This is a genomic window from Neobacillus sp. YX16, assembly GCF_030123505.1.
Lineage (GTDB): Bacteria > Bacillota > Bacilli > Bacillales > Cytobacillaceae > Neobacillus.
Genome location: NZ_CP126115.1, coordinates 3,285,629 through 3,301,614, shown reverse-complemented (window position 1 = coordinate 3,301,614; position 15,986 = coordinate 3,285,629). Strand labels below are relative to the sequence as shown.

Below are 15,986 nucleotides of genomic sequence, written 5' to 3'. Positions count from 1 at the left end.
TCCACAGAATTACCGCCCATCGATTCACTCTTAACAAATATATTCAATGGGCGGAATGTTGTTAACCTTTATTAGTTCATGACATAGCTAACAAAAGACCTCTTTCGATTAATACAGGGAATTCGTCGTGTAAGAGCTTTATCTCTTCAAGCTGTTTTTTGAGCATTAACTGCTTATCCGGGAACAGATTATTTTTCTCCAACAACTCCATTACCTCAATCCTTAATAACCAATCTTCCTTATAATCTGTTGTTAATTTTTCAATCACTTCTGTTAAAACAACTTCAATGTCAGGATCAGCATTTTCACGGATATTTCTAACTTTCCCATACAATTGTTCCAACTGAGATAATTCTCTTTTAGCCAGCGGTTTCGTCTCTACTTCCTCCAAATCTGCATAAAATTGCTCTGAATCCGCTGCTCCTGCAAAAACAGAAGAGATTTTCTCTCCAACCGCCAAATCGTACGTACCCCATTCGGGTTGGAATAAATTTTGATCTGCAAATGTAACCGTACAATCTCTAAAAGAGATGAGTAGGAGATTGTCTTCTTTTTGAATCCATTGTATTGGAGTTCCCACTACCTTAACTCCACTTTCATATTCAAGGGTACAAACTTTACCAATCTCCATTCCAATTTCTTTAAGCTCTGCATCCGTAAGCTTCTCAAGAGGTTTTATCAGGTTTACGATTCGCCCAATTGGAGCACCAAAGCCATCCTGGTGTGTCGTTTTTCCGTGTCCGCTTAATTCAGTATTGTCAAATGCCAATGCTGAGGGACCCTCTGTTTGGATGTAAATCGCTTCACCATTTTCATCCTTTAAGATATTTCGTAAAGTGCCCGTCAGCTGTAGTCCCGAGCTATATTCAATCGTTGCGGTATGATTCGAACGAAGTGCTTTGTCTAAGCCCCGAGTTCCTCCAACTTTAAAGGCCATGGTTTCCGAAAATTCATTCACAGCATGTATTAATTGATCAAAGTTATCACATACAAAAAGCTGTGGCTGTGGTTTGGTAATATCAAAGCCAGTTTCAATGACAGTTTGCAGGTCGAAAGGAATTTTCTGAACGGAATCTGTTAAACTACTTCTTCCCTCAGATACAGAAGATAACAATCCTGCACCATAAATTTGAGGTTGGTCGACACTGCCAATTAGGCCGTATTCAACCGTCCACCAATATAAACGTGATATCTGTTCAGCTTCTGATAATTCGGTTACCTGTGCTTGTTTTTTTTCAAAATTTGCTTTGGCTGCATCGATTTCTGCTTTTGTTGCTTTTCCGCTTTCTAACAAATTTGAATAGGTCCGAACAGCTTCAAATAATTCATGTTCCTCACTTGTAGCCAACGCTTTAGATCCAATTTGACCAAATAACTTTACATACTCTGAGAATTTATCTTCACAAAGGATCGGTGCATGACCAGCCGCTTCATGGATGATATCGGGTGCCGGTGTATATTGAATGTTTTCTAGTTTACGAATGTCAGAGGCAATCGGCAGGATACCATGTGCTTGAAAGTCGAAAAAGATAACGCCTGGTATAAAACCATCAATATTTGCTGCTCCCCAGCCGAAGGGCTCTAACGCTTTGTTCATGTCTGTAACATTCGGAATTTTCTCAACGGATATCCCAGAAGACTTTAACCCGCCAACATACGCTTGATGTGCAGTATCTTTTAAATAGTTATGGTTTTGTCTCATCACATAACGCCACACAGCATGATCAATGGGTGTGTATTTTTCATATTGCTGGTCAACCACATATTTCTGTAAGTGTCTTGGTATTTTCCTTGCTTTCCCCATATAGAAACCTCTCCCTCTAGAGAAAATTAACTTTTCGTTTGTAGAAAAAATTCATCATATTTTGCAGCTAATTCAAAATCTAAAGCTGTTAGACCCCTTGCGTTCCATGAGGAAATCCTTAATGTAACGACCTTATAGTCTATTGAAATAAATGGATGGTGGTTAACCTGCTCAGAAAGATTAGCCACTTGCTGTACAAAAACAATTCCTATTAGATAGTCTCGAAAACGATACTTTCGTTCAATCCATTTTTCATCGGTTAATCTCCATTCAGGAACAGAGGATAACTTTTCTTGAACCTCAGCAGGGGTTAATTTATCCATTTTCTTCACTCCTTTACATAAATAAAGCGCTTACATATTTAAGATTCCAATATACAGTCATCAATTAATAGTATTCAAGTTATTATAAAAAAACACTGACAATCTGTTAGCAATTTATTAAACAAGAAAAAATCCAACTGATTTCAGCTGGATTTTTTCTTGTACATTATGGTTTAAACGTTACATCGATTTGAACGATTTCTGAACGTGTTCCAATTCGGAGTGGCAGTCCCCAAACACCATAACCCGATGAAACAATCGATTGCAGTTCCCCTTTCTTCAGATACCCCCAATCATTTTCAAATATCATGTTGGTAATCAAGTTTCCTGGTGCAACCTGGCCTCGATGTGTGTGACCTGAGAGAATCAGGTCCACTCCATTTTTTTCAGCGATATCTAAATCATAAGGCTGGTGTTCTAGCAGAAACACGGGTTTCTTAACATCGACCTGCTTCATTAATGCGGGAAGCTCAGCTCTAACAACATCCTGATATCCTCGGTCTTTTCTGCCCACAAGAACAATCCCTTCAGGAAGGTTCAGCACCTCATCATCTAAAACCTTCATTCCACTGTTATTAAAAACCTTTACTAAGTCTACCTCATCACGATCATGATTTCCTAAGGAAGCATACACAGGCGCTTCGATTTGTTTTAGAATATCTGGAATACCTTCTTCAAGAAAAGGTGTAATATCGTCATCGATAATATCCCCTGGAAAGAGGACTAAATCTGGTTGTTGATTATTGATGTACTCCACTAATTTCTTTGCCTGTCCACTTCCGGATAAATCCCCAAAATGCATATCAGAAGCCATGATAATTTTCATGCTTTGTTTCCCTTCTACCTGCTTCGGTATATTAATCTGATATGTTTTCGCTTTAGGACTGTAAGCATTAAACATTCCGAAAAAGAAGGAGCAAACAATCACAACAAGTACGGTGTATCCTGTCCTTTTAACAAACTTTTCTTTCTGGATATTTGTAAATCTTCTTAAAAATACGGCTATATTGGCTAAGGGGAGCAGCATTATTAAAAAGTAAAATAACGACAACCACGCTGCACCAAGCCAAGTCAAAAATAAACTCTCATCTAACCATCGTGAAAAAACAAAAGAATATGCGAAAATTACCAGTACAACCCAGAAAATAATTTTTATACTCTTTCGATCTCCACTAATGTCTTTTAACCATACCCAAATATTGTACCCAATATAAAAAATCAATAAATTATATAGTAAGATAATTCCTATTCCAACAGCCCACACAGAAGTGAATCTCCTTTACACTAGAAGTCTTACTACCATTAGACAATATTTGAGCTTAATTAACAATAAATTTGGTCTCCAGTTTACCATTTATTTGCAAGGCGGATATTACCATCACTTCTTCCTCTCATTTTTTGATACAATTTTAAAGTCAGAGAATAGTAGGGAGGAATACAATCTATGAAGAAAAGCAAAATCCTCCTAACCCTGGTAATCTTACTTACCTTTACAGGGGGAATTTTCACAGGAGTCTTATATTCAAAAAATAATACAGAACAAGCGTCGAAACCGCTTAAAATAGAAAAAGCTCCAGAATCAAATAAAACCCTCGAAGAAAAAGCAATTCCAGAGGAGAGTTTAGAGGAATCTAAAGTGTTATTGGGTTATGTACAGGATTTTCGTGATCCGAAGGTAGTTGATTATTCAAAGTTAACACATGCAATCTTCTCGTTTGCTCACCCAACACCTGATGGAGGGATATTACTAAATGGTGATTCAGCCATCAATAATTTAAGAGCAATGGTTAAGGAAGCTAACAAACACAATACAAAAGTAATCTTAGCGGTAGGCGGCTGGTTTCATATAAATGGAGGGGAATCCTACGAGCCATTTAAAGCAGCCATCAGCAATCCTGATTCTAGAACAAAGCTCGTGCACGAACTTACAGGTATTGTAGACCGTGAACATCTTGACGGTATCGATATCGATTTCGAACATCCTCGTTCAAAAGCAGATGCCGCAAACTTGGCAGCATTTGCTAAAGAGCTAAGTGATCAGCTTCATCCAAAAGGGAAAGAGCTATCTATTGCCGTTTATGCAAAAATTCATGCGGTGACAGGCACCGAAATGGGTTTTATTGTTTATGAGCCTTCAACTTTCCAGCATGTTGATCATGTGAATATTATGGCCTATGACGGTCAGTGGGATGGCGGTTATAATGCTGCCAATTTATCTCCTTATCCATTTACAGAGAAAATCGTAAACTATTGGGCTAATTTGTTTGATCAAAACAATCTGCCGAAAGAAAAGCTTGTTTTAGGAGTTCCTTTTTATGCTCAGCCTGAAGACCCTGCTATTAAACAAGTTTCATATTCTGCAATTATCAATAAAGACCCAGCAAATGCTGCCAATGATACAGTGAGTATGAACGGAACGACATATCATTATAATGGTGTTGAAACGATTAAAAAGAAAACGAATTTAGCACTTGGTCACGGCTTTGGCGGGATGATGCTGTGGGAAGCTGGACACGACAGCAAGGGAGCTTACAGCTTAACAACAGTGATATTTGATGAACTTTCAAAAACAAGTGATGTTCTCACAAAGAAATAATAAAAGGCTGCACACTCTTATCTTGAGTTTGCAGCCTTTCTTTTATGCTTGTAGGTTCAGTAATCTTTCATTAACTTCTTCTTCCGTTAATCCATGCTGAGCAACATAACGATTTCGTGGATGTGTTCTGCATTCATGTGAACAGCTGCGTAAATGACGGTGTTCATTCTCCTCAGAACAAAGAATCTTTTTGTTACACTCAGGATTTGCACAGTTTACATAACGCTCACAAGGCTCCCCGGTAAAATAATCCTTCCCGACAACCACATGCTCCTTTTGATTTACAGGGACGCTGATACGCTCATCAAACACATAGAGCTGACCATCCCATAATTCTCCTTGAACTTCTGGGTCTTTTCCGTACGTTACAATTCCGCCTTCTAATTGTGATACATCTTCAAAGCCTTCATTTAGCAGCCAGCCTGAAAATTTTTCACAACGAATTCCACCCGTACAATAGGTAAGAATTTTTTTGCCTTCAAATTCTTCTTTATTTTCTCGAATCCAATCTGGAAGATCACGGAAATTCAAAATATCCGGGCGAACAGCGCCTCTAAAATGACCTAAATCGTATTCATAGTCATTTCGAGCATCAATCACAACAGTATCTTCTCTTTGCATAGCTTCGAAAAACTCTTTCGGTTTTAAGTGCTTTCCTGTTGTAACATGAGGATCAACATCGTCTTCTAGACGTAATGTAACAAGCTCAGGACGAAGACGAACACGCATTTTTTTGAAAACATGCTCAATTGCTTCATCAATTTTAAAGATGGTACCTGCAAATAGCGGGTGCTCATCCATCCATTTCATATAAGCGTCCGTTTGCTCAGGTGTACCTGACACCGTACCGTTAATACCTTCTGCAGCAATAATAATCCTGCCCTTTAAACCTAACTCATTACAAAACTCAAGATGCTCTTGCTGCACTTCTTCAGGATTTTCTATCGTGACATATTTATAATATAATAAAACTCTAAATTCTTGATTCATATATACCACCTTATTAACTTTTATACATTACTTATATTAATAACCGAATTATTATATCAATAATCCTACATATATTTCAATTGATAAGAATTATTCTAACTTTATAAAAAAATAACACTAACGCTGAGTTAGTGTTATTTTTGGCTATCAACTAAATTGCCATACGCTATGACTTAGGTTCCCATATCGGAAACTACGGTGTAATAGTTTCGCTTTTTTGTTATCATCTGCTGCTCCCATTGCGTAAAAAATTGGAACGAAGTGTTCATTTCCATATGGAGGTACAGCATATTGTGCATTCGGAGCAAGTGAATCATACTTAAACAATGAATCCGTGTCCCACGTATGAAGATGATGGGCTAACCAATCATCAAACTCCATTGCCCATTGATCAATTTGCCCATTGTCTGCAAAATTTACAGCTCGCAAATTATGAACAGTTCCCCCGCTGCCAATAATTAAAAAATCCTTAGCACGTAATGCAGCCAGTGATTTTCCAATTTTATATTGTTCTTCCGGAGTAAGAGCAGGGTTAACAGACATCGCTATGACAGGAACCTCTGCATTTGGGTAAAGTAAGCGAAGCACCACCCAAGCACCATGATCCAAGCCGCGTTTTGTCTCTACGTCAAAAGGGATACCATTTTCTTTGAACAAATCAATAATTTCATTCGAGATTACCTGTGAACCTTTAGCTGGATATTTAATGGTATAGAGCGCTGGATCGAATCCACCGAAATCATAAATGGTGTCATATTGGTCTACTTCACTTACTTTTTGTGCTCTAGACTCCCAATGGGCTGAAAATAAAACTATGGCCTTGGGACGAGGTAAAGACTGTCCCAGCTGATTTAAAAATTGAGTATACTCATTGTTTTCAATCGCAAGCAATGGTGCACCATGAGCAATAAAGAGTGATGGCATCATTATATGAACCCCTCCTATATTAAAGTGATTTTGCTTCGTTTTTTTGACCTTTGAAAAGAACTTTATCTAAAGCAAACATTTTACTGTCGTTAATCGCAATAAATAATGCCATAACTAGTAGTGCTAAATCTAATTCCCAGCCAGCACCTTGACCATTTCCTAAAAAGCCGCCAGCTAATTTCACTTTGACCGTCGCTCCAAGCAACATAAATACAAATAATGCTGATACTATTCTGCTGCCTAAACCAACCACTAAAGCAAGTCCTCCAACCATTTCTAACAGAGCAACGCCATAAGCAAGGGAACCTGGCAAGCCGATTGAATCAAACCAGCCAACAATATTTTCAATTCCGCCTTGGAACTTCACTAACCCATGAACAAAAAACGTAACCCCTAATACTAAACGTATAATTAATGTACTTGCCTCAAATTTTTTCATCATTTTTCTACCTCTCCTTAAATAAATTAGTTTTCTATATTTTGTAATAACCAGTTCGTAAAATCTTGAAGGTTTTTCAAAGAAACACTATGTCCTTCTGGGTAGGTGTTAAATGTAACATTTGCACCTAATTGGCGAAAATATTCGTTATTGGCGACTCCCCATTCGTATGGAAGAACTTGATCCATTTCCCCGTGTGAGATAAATAGTGATACTTCATCCACAGGCATGATTGTATATTCTTCTTTTACGAAAGCAGGAATGTAACCACTTAAAGCAACAATGCCTTTTATTTTACTTCCTAACGTCAATCCAAGTGTCATCGCTAAAATCGCACCTTGGCTAAACCCTAACAAGTATAAATGAGATGTATCAAGCGGATACTGTTCGCAAGCATAGTCAATAAAGCTTGTCAGCTTACTTACACCTTCATCAAACACTTCTCGGTGTGGTTTGCCATAGCCTTGAATCGTGAAGTACGCAAAACCTGGAGGCTGCGAGAGATTACCACGAATACTAAAAATGTAAAACTGTTCTTCCAACCCATTTACCAAAGACAGCATGTTTTGCTCATTACTGCCGATTCCATGCATAACAAACAACGCAGGATATTTTTTTTCTGGGTCGATGTGTTTTGGACGGCGCAACTCATAAATCATTGGTGCATTCATATATATCATCCTTTCTGTGTATATTTATAGTTAATAAAGATTCATATTAAGAAACATATTCACAAAAAAATTAAATGTTTCTCCACATGAATATTTGTTGCTTATAGGATAACAGCGTTTTAGTTGGATTGTCAATGATATTTTTGCTAATATATAAATATGTTCTATATTAGGAAACTATAAAGGGTGATTAAACTGGATATCGGCGCAAAAATTCGAGCCATTAGAAATCGAAAAAAAATCACAATTGCTCAAATGTGTGAAGGGACTGGCCTTTCAAAAGGGTTCATCAGTAATGTAGAAAACAATAACACCTCCCCATCCATAAGTACGCTGCAAACCATTGCCGGCTATTTAGAAGTACCTTTACCTTACTTATTATTAGAAAAAAAACAACATTTACGCGTGGTCAGGAAAGACGCAAGGACTATGACTACGTTTAATCAGCTAAAAATTGAAACCATTTCTTCAATGGGTGGTTTGAGCATAAGAAGTGTAGAGTTTCCACCGGGTGCTTCTATTGGAGACGCCCATGCGCATGAAGGGGAAGAATGTCATTTAGTGCTAGAAGGGAAAGTTTTAGCAGAGCAAGGGGAAGAATCTGTTATCTTAGAAGAAGGTGACTCCTTCAGCTGGAATGCAAGTGTTCCACATACAGTGAAAAATATCGGGGATTGTAAAGCGGTAGTTTTAATAGCTGTTTATACTAATACAGAGTTTAGGGATTAACGAGCGATATTTCTTCAGTGGGAATAAATAAATAAATAAATAATACTTCAGTTAAACAGAGCATTTATTTCAAAAAATGCTCTGTTTATAAATTTAAAATTATTTAAAATACTGAGCGAATTGATCGATAACTTTAATACTTTTTCTTAATAATGTATCAAACATTACCATAGTAACTTTAGCATCTGTAATATGTTCTTCAAATTGATTATAAATATCCTGTTTTAATACAAAACTAGTATTACCTAAATATTCTGGACGGGTAATAACTTTTAAAGTATCTCCTAATGTTGCTTCCTTTAAGTACAAAACCTCCATTTTTAAAACAACCGTTCCAATACTCATTTCTTGAAAGTCATTTAAAGATAAACCGCATTTTTCATACCAATTTACCCGTGCTTCCTCCAAAAATTTAACGTATCTACAATTATTTACATGTCCTAATGAATCTATATCTTCTTTTTGTGTTTGAAGTGTAAAAATAGTTTCCATACCTGACCTCCTGACAAAACCTCTGAACCACAATGCAAAGTATAAAATTATAACCCCTGGTAATACCATGTACCATCCTGAAGAAATTTTTCACATTGGTTGTTTAAATATAAATACTCCAAGTGAGCAAGTGTTTCTCCAACAGCAAAGCGAGTTTCATGAACATTCAAGTTTCGAAATAACTGTTGATTAACCTCGTAGATGGTTGCTGGCTGTTTAATAGCATCATACGTCTCCGCTATTCTTTCAAGATGATGTTCCAATAATTCTTCAATTCTTTGATTGGCATTTCTAAATGGCTTTCCATGAGAAGGAATCACACAGTCAACCTCCAATGATTTAATTTTTCCCAAAGATGTCATAAAGGATTGTAATGGATTTCGATTACCACGGAACCAGTATGAAATATTTGGAGAAATTCTTGGTAATATATGATCGGTTGAAAAGAGGATACTATTCTCTTTATTAAACAAAGTAATTAACCCATCAGAATGTCCCGGTGTAAAAATAACTTCATATTCGTATTTGCCGAATACGATTTTCATCCCTTCCTCCAGGTAGTGTTGAATGGTTGGGTAAGGTTTTACTTGCGCGTTAAAGCTTTTTTCATCAGTGGTTAACACCTGAGATAAATTTTCAGGAAGGCCGCACCTGTCATAGTTGACATTTACAACATTTATAGATTCTGGTTCCCAATAGGTTAATCCAGCTTCTGTGTCAATTTCGGACATCCACACCTCTGCATTTGTAAGCTGCTGGAGGGAACCGGCATACCCAAAATGGTCGGGATGGTAATGCGTTAGAATGATGTCAGTAACATCATGTTTTTCTATGATAGGTCTCCAAATATCCCTCGATACTTCATTATTTAATCCTGCATCAATGATGGTCCATCCTCTAGCACCTTCTGCTATAAAGCAATTTACATGATTTAGCCGAAACGGCAGCGGGATGGTGACTTGTGTTACACCTATATCCTTAAACAAAAAAACTTCTCCTCTCCCTAATTTTCTAGTAATCTGTAAAAAGAAATAAGCAGCAAAAAAACTCTTTTGCTGCTTATTCCCCACCTATTCTCACTCAATTATTCTTTCAATAATTGTTCCGTTTGCCATACCGCCGCCTTCACAAATTGCCTGTAATCCATAACGGCCGCCTGTTCTTTCTAATTCATGCATCATTGAAATCATCAATTTTGCACCAGTCGCACCTAGTGGATGTCCCAGGGCAATGGCTCCTCCATTTGGATTTAATTTCTTTGGATCAGCCTTAATCTCTTCTAACCAGCACATTGGTACTGGAGCAAACGCTTCGTTTACTTCGTAGGTGTCCATATCGTCAATTGTTAGACCAGCTTTGGCTAAAACCTGTCTAGTCGCCTCAATTGGACCAGTCAGCATTAATGTTGGATCAGATCCTACTACGGAACGGGCAACAATACGGAATCGCGGTTTAAGACCTAATTCCTCCGCTTTTTCCCGAGACATTAATAAAACAGCTGCAGCACCGTCACTCATTTGGCTGGCGTTTCCTGCATGAATTTTTCCATCTTCTTTAAAGACTGTTTTAAGCGTGGACAACTTTTCTACAGTGGAACCCTTACGAGGTCCTTCATCCTGCTTCACTACCACCGTTCTACCATCCTCTATAGTCACTTCTAAAGGCATAATCTCTCTGTCAAATCTACCTTCTTCTTGTGCTATTAGAGCACGATTATGGCTTTCAACTGAAAATCCATCTAACTGAGTGCGGGTAAATCCCCATTGATCTGCAATTCTTTCCGCAGATAAGCCTTGGTGAATCATTTCATATTTTGAAGTAAGAGTTTCACTCCAGCCTGATTGCTTACGAGTTGAACCTAGTGGAACACGTGTCATACTTTCTACTCCGCCTGCAATGACGATATCCATATCGCCACTGAGAATGGCTTGGGAAGCAAAGTGAATCGCTTGCTGGCCAGATCCGCACTGACGATCTAATGTAGTTGCTGGTACATGGATCGGAAAGTCTGCCATTAGTGTTGCAGTACGCGCAATATTCAGGCCTTGTTCTTCCACCTGGGAAACACAGCCTAAGATTACGTCCTGCACGATTCCTGGAGAAATGCCAGCACGATTTACTAATTCTTTTAATACCTTTGCTGCCAGTTCATCTGGACGAACTGAACTCAATAGTCCTTTTCTTTTTCCAACCGGTGTCCGAACACCTTCTACAATCACAACTTCACGCATTTTATCTTCCTCCAATTTGTTTAATATTTTTTATATAAAATGTTGATTTATCTTGGTGCCATACGAATGGCGCCATCTAATCGGATGGTTTCGCCATTAAGCATGACATTTTCGATGATAGACTGAGTTAATTGAGCATATTCAGATGGGCGTCCAAGTCTTGATGGGAATGGAACCTGCGTTTCCAAGGCGGCTTTAGCCTGTTCAGACAATGAACCAAAAAGTGGTGTTTCAATTAATCCCGGTGCGATGGTCATGACTCTAATGCCAGACTTCGCTAAGTCGCGGGCAATTGGCAATGTCATTCCTACAACACCGCCCTTAGAGGCACTGTAAGCAGCCTGACCAATTTGACCATCAAAGGCTGCAACAGAGGCGGTATTGATGATCACTCCTCTTTCTCCTTCTTGATTCGGCGAATTATTCACCATTTGGGCAGCAGCAAGGCGAATGACGTTAAACGTGCCAATTAAATTAATTTCAATTACCTTTTTAAAATTATCAAAACTATGTGCTTGATTTCTGCCTACTGTTTTTTCAGCAACTGCAATACCTGCACAATTCACCACCGTGTTAATGCTGCCAAATTGAGCAATGGCAGCATTGATGGCATTTTGAACATCTTCCTCGCTCGTTACATTTGTTTTGTAGAAAACAGCATTCTCCCCTAATTCTTCTGCTAACCTTGTGCCTCTTTCTTCAGAGAGGTCAAGAATAGCGGCTTTTCCGCCGTTCTTCACAATATTTCGGACAGTTGCTTCTCCAAGTCCCGAAGCACCACCCGTTACCAAAGCAATGGAATCTTGTATTCTCATATTCCTATCCCCTTTCTCATGATCATTCTAATAACCTAGGTCCTTCAAAATTTCCTTTGTATGTTCCCCAAGTCCAGGTGCATGCCGTCTTGTACGAACAGTTGAATTTGATAGTTTTATAGGATTTCCTATTTGTTTGATTACTCCCACTTCTGGATGTGTGATATCTTCAATCATTTGACGATGTTTAATTTGTGGATGATCTGCGAGTTCTTCTGGAGTTAAGACTGGGGAGACACAGGCATCAATACCCTCAAAAAGCTTGAGCCATTCTTCTAATGTTTTTTGATGGATGGCTGCTTGAACTTCCTGCTTCATTAAGCGCTGCTGTTCTTGGGGTTCATCTAGTTGTTCTATCAGTACTTCCATACCGATAACCTTACAAAAATTCTTCCAAAACTTATATTCAAGTGCTCCAACGGAAATGTATCGATTGTCTTTTGTTCTATAAATCTCATAACATGCTTTCCCGCCGTTTAAGGTCAGTTCCCCGCGATTTGGCTTCTCACCGGAAGTCCAATAGTTTGGCAGAATCGTATGCATCCATGAAAGTGCACCATCAAGCATCGAGATATCTACAAACTGCCCGGTGTTAGATTTCTTTGCATCGATGATAGCAAGTAGGATACCAATAGCAGCCATCAACGCTCCCCCTCCAATATCACCAATTTGAACGGATGGGATAAGTGGTTTTTCATTCGGAGCGCCTTGCAAATGTAAAAGTCCTGAGTAACTCAAGAAATTTATATCGTGCCCTGCCTCTTTTGCGTATGGACCAGATTGGCCATAACCGGTTATCGCACAATAAATCAGTTTTGGATTATGTACCTTTAATTCCTCAAACCCAAGCCCTAGCCGATCCATAACACCTGGACGGAATGATTCAATCAGGACATCCGCAGTTTTAATTAAAGAAATAAAAGCATCTTTATCCTTTTCGTCTTTAAGGTCTAGTGTAATGCTGCGTTTATTGCGATTTAGTGAGATAAACATAGCACTTTGATCATCGTTTACCTTTGGCTCGTACCAGCGGGCATAATCCCCGCTTTTAGGATCTTCCACCTTTATCACATCTGCACCGTAATCAGCTAGTAATAATGAGCAATAGGGCCCAGGAAGAAGCCTTGTAAGGTCAAGGACTCGAATACCTTCAAGAGGTAACAAACTATCATCTCCTTACTAACAAAATACCTTGTATGACACCGTTTACATCTCTATTTTAAATAATAGCAATTTTCTTAAAATTTTACAATGGATTTATTTTTTGAACCTATGTTTAAATTCCGTTGATTTTTCATAATAGCTGACCTATATTTAAACAAAGGGTAAAAAATAACTAATAGTTGAAAAGTATATACAGATTACGAGTTTGATAGGGTAGGAGGTTAAATCATGTCTTCTTTTAGAGCGCAGAAAATGGCGAAAAAAAAGCAGGAAATCCTTCGTTCTGCTGCGGCCGTTCTTATTGAAAAAGGATACCAAGGGACGACGATGGAAGAAATTGCCGCCAAACTTCTCATGACAAAAGGTTCAATGTATTATTATTTTAAAAATAAGGATGACCTTCTGTATCAATGTCATTTAATGATTATGGAGATTTGTCTTGATGGAATTGAGAATGTTATCGATAGTGATCTGACTCCAGTCGAAAAGGTAAGAAGCGCAATTAAAGAACATATTCTACTGGCTACTAGTGAAAAATCAATGTTCATGGCTCTATCAAAGCCAAATCATAATTTCTCTGATGACCAACTTAAGGAAGTCCTCAAGTTAAGAAAAAGTTACTCTCAATATTTTGATAGAATTATTCATGAGGGTATTGATAAACAAGTGTTTAATCATGTGGATGTAAGAATGGTACGTCTAATTATTTTAGGAGCACTCAACTGGATTCAAGAATGGTATGATCAAAATGGTCCTCAAAGTGCAGAAGAAATTTCTGAAGCCTATGCTTCATACTTATTAAAAATGCTACTGGTAGATAAAAAGTAAAATTTATCTACTTTTTTTTGATGTGAATTTGCTGGAGTGACTGAAAATGTGTTCATTTTGATTTTCGGTTAATCCAGCCTGCCTTCATTGACCCAAATGCTTTTTCTACATGCTCTTTGGTCACTCCAAACTAAACCCTCCATGGCATACATGGAGGGTTTACTCGCTCAACCTATTTTTTCTTCATTCTCTGGATTTAATAGTACTCTTTTGTTAGATGTAATCGGGGTAAGATTGGATCGCTTTAATAAATAGTTTAAATGATCCAGTGGCATTGACCCATGTCCTTTACCATCATCAAGTGTAAATTGAATCGTTATCCCATTGTTTGTCGTAACCGTTAATGAATCTGCAGAATTAAAATTCCCTTTTATATTCTGAGATATTTGATATTTCATTCCTGTTTCAATAGACATTTGCTATCTCCTTCGCAAGTATTTAGTCATAGTATTCTCCGATTATTTTTATTCATACAAAAATATTCCATTTAGCCTCATTCAAATCTGGTTATTAAAATAAGATGTGATAGAATATCATTATCTTTGAGGGAGGTGTGAGTATGGAAGGTTTTAGTCATTTATTGAAAGAACAGCGGGATTTTTATCTATCTGGAAAAACAAAAGATATTTCATTCCGAATAGAAGCATTAACTTCATTAGGAAACATGATTCGCTCGCATGAAACGGAAATAATGGCAGCACTTAAAAAGGATTTAAATAAGAGTGACTTTGACTCTTATATTAGCGAAATGGGAATTTTACTTGAGGAGATTCGCTTTACTCTCAAACATATTAGAGAATGGACTCAGCCTAAAAAAGTTAAAACAGCCCTAACCCAAATGGGATCTAAGGGATATATATATTCTGAGCCTTATGGGGTGGCATTGATCATATCTCCTTGGAATTATCCTTTACAATTAGCCATTGCTCCTCTTATTGGTGCCATTTCAGCGGGAAATTGTGCTGTACTAAAACCCTCTGAACTAACACCAGAAACGTCAAGGCTCATGGCAGAGCTTATCAATAAAACCTTTCCACAAGAATACGTATCCGTTGTCCAAGGTGACGCCGATACCACTCAGACCTTATTAAAAGAAAAATTCGATTATATCTTCTTTACTGGAAGTGTTTCTGTAGGTAGGGTCATTATGGAAGCGGCTGCAAAACACTTAACTCCTGTTACTCTTGAACTAGGAGGAAAAAGTCCTTGCATCGTTCATCATGATGCGAATCTTAAATTAGCAGCAAAACGAATAGCCTGGGGCAAGTTTATCAATGCTGGTCAAACATGTGTAGCCCCTGATTATTTATACGTACACAAAGACATTAAGGAAGAATTTATTAAAACCTTCAAAGAAAGTATTAATGAGCTTTATGAAGATATCGTCAAAAATGGTGAATTTACGAGAATCGTCTCTGAACGTCATTTTAATCGTGTGACCGGCTTACTCTCGAGCGGAGAAATCCTTCATGGCGGCAATTATTCTATCGATACTCTTACAATTGAGCCGACAGTCCTTGGCGGAGTCACTTGGGATGACCCTGTGATGCAGGAGGAAATTTTCGGCCCTGTCCTCCCTGTCCTTGAATACGATAATGAAGCAACCATGATTCATAAAATAAATGAACACCCTAAACCTTTGGCTCTTTATATTTTCTCTGAAAGCAAAGAGTTCCAAGGAACCATTTTAGACTCTATCTCGTTTGGCGGAGGATGTATAAACGATACCGTTATGCACCTTAGTTCACCCTATCTTCCATTTGGAGGTGTAGGTGAAAGTGGAATTGGCGCCTACCATGGCAGAGGAAGCTTCGATGTCTTCTCCCACCATAAAAGTATCTTAAAACAAACGACTACCTTTGATTTACCATTTAGATATCCAAATCGTAAAGATGCACTAAAACAAATTAAACGCTTTATTAAATAATTGCGGATTAAAGCCTTGCAGATTACATTCTGCAAGGCTTTTGTAGAGTA

The 15,986-nt window shown here is 38.0% G+C and carries 17 protein-coding genes; 4 read left to right on the top strand and 13 right to left on the bottom strand.

From position 1 onward, the window contains the following. Positions 1-76: 76 nt before the first annotated feature. The 3 genes from QNH48_RS15940 to QNH48_RS15930 form a co-directional block, all read right to left on the bottom strand. Complete coding sequence (locus QNH48_RS15940) at positions 77-1,804, bottom strand: aromatic amino acid hydroxylase (protein WP_283951059.1); 1,728 nt, start codon at positions 1,802-1,804, stop codon at positions 77-79. Between the two features lie 26 nt (positions 1,805-1,830). Next, positions 1,831-2,127 carry a 4a-hydroxytetrahydrobiopterin dehydratase gene (locus tag QNH48_RS15935; RefSeq protein ID WP_283951058.1) on the bottom strand — a complete coding sequence of 99 codons (297 nt, stop codon included), beginning with the start codon at positions 2,125-2,127 and terminating at the stop codon, positions 1,831-1,833. 166 nt (positions 2,128-2,293) lie between these two features. Further along, positions 2,294-3,391 (bottom strand): metallophosphoesterase, encoded by a 1,098-nt coding sequence (locus tag QNH48_RS15930; protein WP_283951057.1) that lies wholly within the window; start codon positions 3,389-3,391, stop codon positions 2,294-2,296. Between the two features lie 180 nt (positions 3,392-3,571). On the opposite strand from QNH48_RS15930, the gene QNH48_RS15925 reads away from it, so the two are divergent. Next, entirely contained in the window at positions 3,572-4,723 is a 1,152-nt protein-coding gene (locus tag QNH48_RS15925) for a glycoside hydrolase family 18 protein (RefSeq protein ID WP_283951056.1), read from the top strand. 42 nt (positions 4,724-4,765) lie between these two features. Here QNH48_RS15925 and trhO read toward each other — a convergent pair whose 3' ends face one another. From trhO to QNH48_RS15905, 4 genes are all read right to left on the bottom strand, one after another. After that, a complete protein-coding gene (gene trhO, locus QNH48_RS15920; protein ID WP_283951055.1) occupies positions 4,766-5,713 on the bottom strand; it encodes an oxygen-dependent tRNA uridine(34) hydroxylase TrhO in 948 nt (315 codons plus the stop codon). A 147-nt stretch (positions 5,714-5,860) separates the two neighbouring features. Beyond that, complete coding sequence (locus tag QNH48_RS15915; RefSeq protein ID WP_283951054.1) at positions 5,861-6,640, bottom strand: DODA-type extradiol aromatic ring-opening family dioxygenase; 780 nt, start codon at positions 6,638-6,640, stop codon at positions 5,861-5,863. Between the two features lie 19 nt (positions 6,641-6,659). After that, positions 6,660-7,082 (bottom strand): DoxX family protein, encoded by a 423-nt coding sequence (locus QNH48_RS15910; RefSeq protein WP_283951053.1) that lies wholly within the window; start codon positions 7,080-7,082, stop codon positions 6,660-6,662. Positions 7,083-7,105: 23 nt separating this feature from the next. Beyond that, positions 7,106-7,750, bottom strand: a complete 645-nt coding sequence (locus QNH48_RS15905) for an alpha/beta hydrolase (RefSeq protein ID WP_283951052.1) — start codon at positions 7,748-7,750, stop codon at positions 7,106-7,108. 195 nt (positions 7,751-7,945) lie between these two features. On the opposite strand from QNH48_RS15905, the gene QNH48_RS15900 reads away from it, so the two are divergent. Beyond that, positions 7,946-8,479: a helix-turn-helix domain-containing protein gene (locus tag QNH48_RS15900; protein WP_283955793.1), complete on the top strand. Its 534-nt coding sequence runs from the start codon at positions 7,946-7,948 to the stop codon at positions 8,477-8,479. A gap of 99 nt (positions 8,480-8,578) precedes the next feature. Here QNH48_RS15900 and QNH48_RS15895 read toward each other — a convergent pair whose 3' ends face one another. From QNH48_RS15895 to QNH48_RS15875, 5 genes are all read right to left on the bottom strand, one after another. Beyond that, entirely contained in the window at positions 8,579-8,971 is a 393-nt protein-coding gene (locus QNH48_RS15895; RefSeq protein WP_283951051.1) for an acyl-CoA thioesterase, read from the bottom strand. 47 nt (positions 8,972-9,018) lie between these two features. Continuing rightward, on the bottom strand, positions 9,019-9,957 hold the full coding sequence (locus QNH48_RS15890; protein WP_283951050.1) for an MBL fold metallo-hydrolase: 939 nt from the start codon (positions 9,955-9,957) through the stop codon (positions 9,019-9,021). 90 nt (positions 9,958-10,047) lie between these two features. After that, the gene (locus tag QNH48_RS15885) at positions 10,048-11,202 is read right to left on the bottom strand and encodes a thiolase family protein (protein ID WP_283951049.1); all 1,155 of its coding nucleotides are present in this window, start codon (positions 11,200-11,202) and stop codon (positions 10,048-10,050) included. 47 nt (positions 11,203-11,249) lie between these two features. Beyond that, the gene (locus QNH48_RS15880) at positions 11,250-12,017 is read right to left on the bottom strand and encodes a 3-hydroxyacyl-CoA dehydrogenase (RefSeq protein ID WP_283951048.1); all 768 of its coding nucleotides are present in this window, start codon (positions 12,015-12,017) and stop codon (positions 11,250-11,252) included. Between the two features lie 27 nt (positions 12,018-12,044). Next, positions 12,045-13,181 carry a CaiB/BaiF CoA transferase family protein gene (locus QNH48_RS15875; RefSeq protein WP_283951047.1) on the bottom strand — a complete coding sequence of 379 codons (1,137 nt, stop codon included), beginning with the start codon at positions 13,179-13,181 and terminating at the stop codon, positions 12,045-12,047. A gap of 228 nt (positions 13,182-13,409) precedes the next feature. On the opposite strand from QNH48_RS15875, the gene QNH48_RS15870 reads away from it, so the two are divergent. Continuing rightward, the gene (locus QNH48_RS15870) at positions 13,410-14,009 is read left to right on the top strand and encodes a TetR/AcrR family transcriptional regulator (protein ID WP_283951046.1); all 600 of its coding nucleotides are present in this window, start codon (positions 13,410-13,412) and stop codon (positions 14,007-14,009) included. 167 nt (positions 14,010-14,176) lie between these two features. Here QNH48_RS15870 and QNH48_RS15865 read toward each other — a convergent pair whose 3' ends face one another. Beyond that, a complete protein-coding gene (locus tag QNH48_RS15865; protein WP_095246868.1) occupies positions 14,177-14,425 on the bottom strand; it encodes a hypothetical protein in 249 nt (82 codons plus the stop codon). A gap of 143 nt (positions 14,426-14,568) precedes the next feature. Here QNH48_RS15865 and QNH48_RS15860 point away from each other — a divergent pair, with 143 nt between their 5' ends. After that, a complete protein-coding gene (locus tag QNH48_RS15860; protein WP_283951045.1) occupies positions 14,569-15,936 on the top strand; it encodes an aldehyde dehydrogenase in 1,368 nt (455 codons plus the stop codon). Positions 15,937-15,986: the final 50 nt, after the last annotated feature.

Excerpts from the sequence above, each read along its gene's own strand:
- QNH48_RS15935 (WP_283951058.1), bottom strand. The coding sequence starts at position 2,127 with ATGGATAAATTAACCCCTGCTGAGGTTCAAGAAAAGTTATCCTCTGTT.
- trhO (WP_283951055.1), bottom strand. The coding sequence starts at position 5,713 with ATGAATCAAGAATTTAGAGTTTTATTATATTATAAATATGTCACGATA.
- QNH48_RS15880 (WP_283951048.1), bottom strand. The coding sequence starts at position 12,017 with ATGAGAATACAAGATTCCATTGCTTTGGTAACGGGTGGTGCTTCGGGA.
- QNH48_RS15915 (WP_283951054.1), bottom strand. The coding sequence starts at position 6,640 with ATGATGCCATCACTCTTTATTGCTCATGGTGCACCATTGCTTGCGATT.
- QNH48_RS15895 (WP_283951051.1), bottom strand. The coding sequence starts at position 8,971 with ATGGAAACTATTTTTACACTTCAAACACAAAAAGAAGATATAGATTCA.
- QNH48_RS15910 (WP_283951053.1), bottom strand. The coding sequence starts at position 7,082 with ATGATGAAAAAATTTGAGGCAAGTACATTAATTATACGTTTAGTATTA.
- QNH48_RS15905 (WP_283951052.1), bottom strand. The coding sequence starts at position 7,750 with ATGAATGCACCAATGATTTATGAGTTGCGCCGTCCAAAACACATCGAC.
- QNH48_RS15925 (WP_283951056.1), top strand. The coding sequence starts at position 3,572 with ATGAAGAAAAGCAAAATCCTCCTAACCCTGGTAATCTTACTTACCTTT.
- QNH48_RS15885 (WP_283951049.1), bottom strand. The coding sequence starts at position 11,202 with ATGCGTGAAGTTGTGATTGTAGAAGGTGTTCGGACACCGGTTGGAAAA.
- QNH48_RS15860 (WP_283951045.1), top strand. The coding sequence starts at position 14,569 with ATGGAAGGTTTTAGTCATTTATTGAAAGAACAGCGGGATTTTTATCTA.
- QNH48_RS15865 (WP_095246868.1), bottom strand. The coding sequence starts at position 14,425 with ATGTCTATTGAAACAGGAATGAAATATCAAATATCTCAGAATATAAAA.
- QNH48_RS15940 (WP_283951059.1), bottom strand. The coding sequence starts at position 1,804 with ATGGGGAAAGCAAGGAAAATACCAAGACACTTACAGAAATATGTGGTT.
- QNH48_RS15870 (WP_283951046.1), top strand. The coding sequence starts at position 13,410 with ATGTCTTCTTTTAGAGCGCAGAAAATGGCGAAAAAAAAGCAGGAAATC.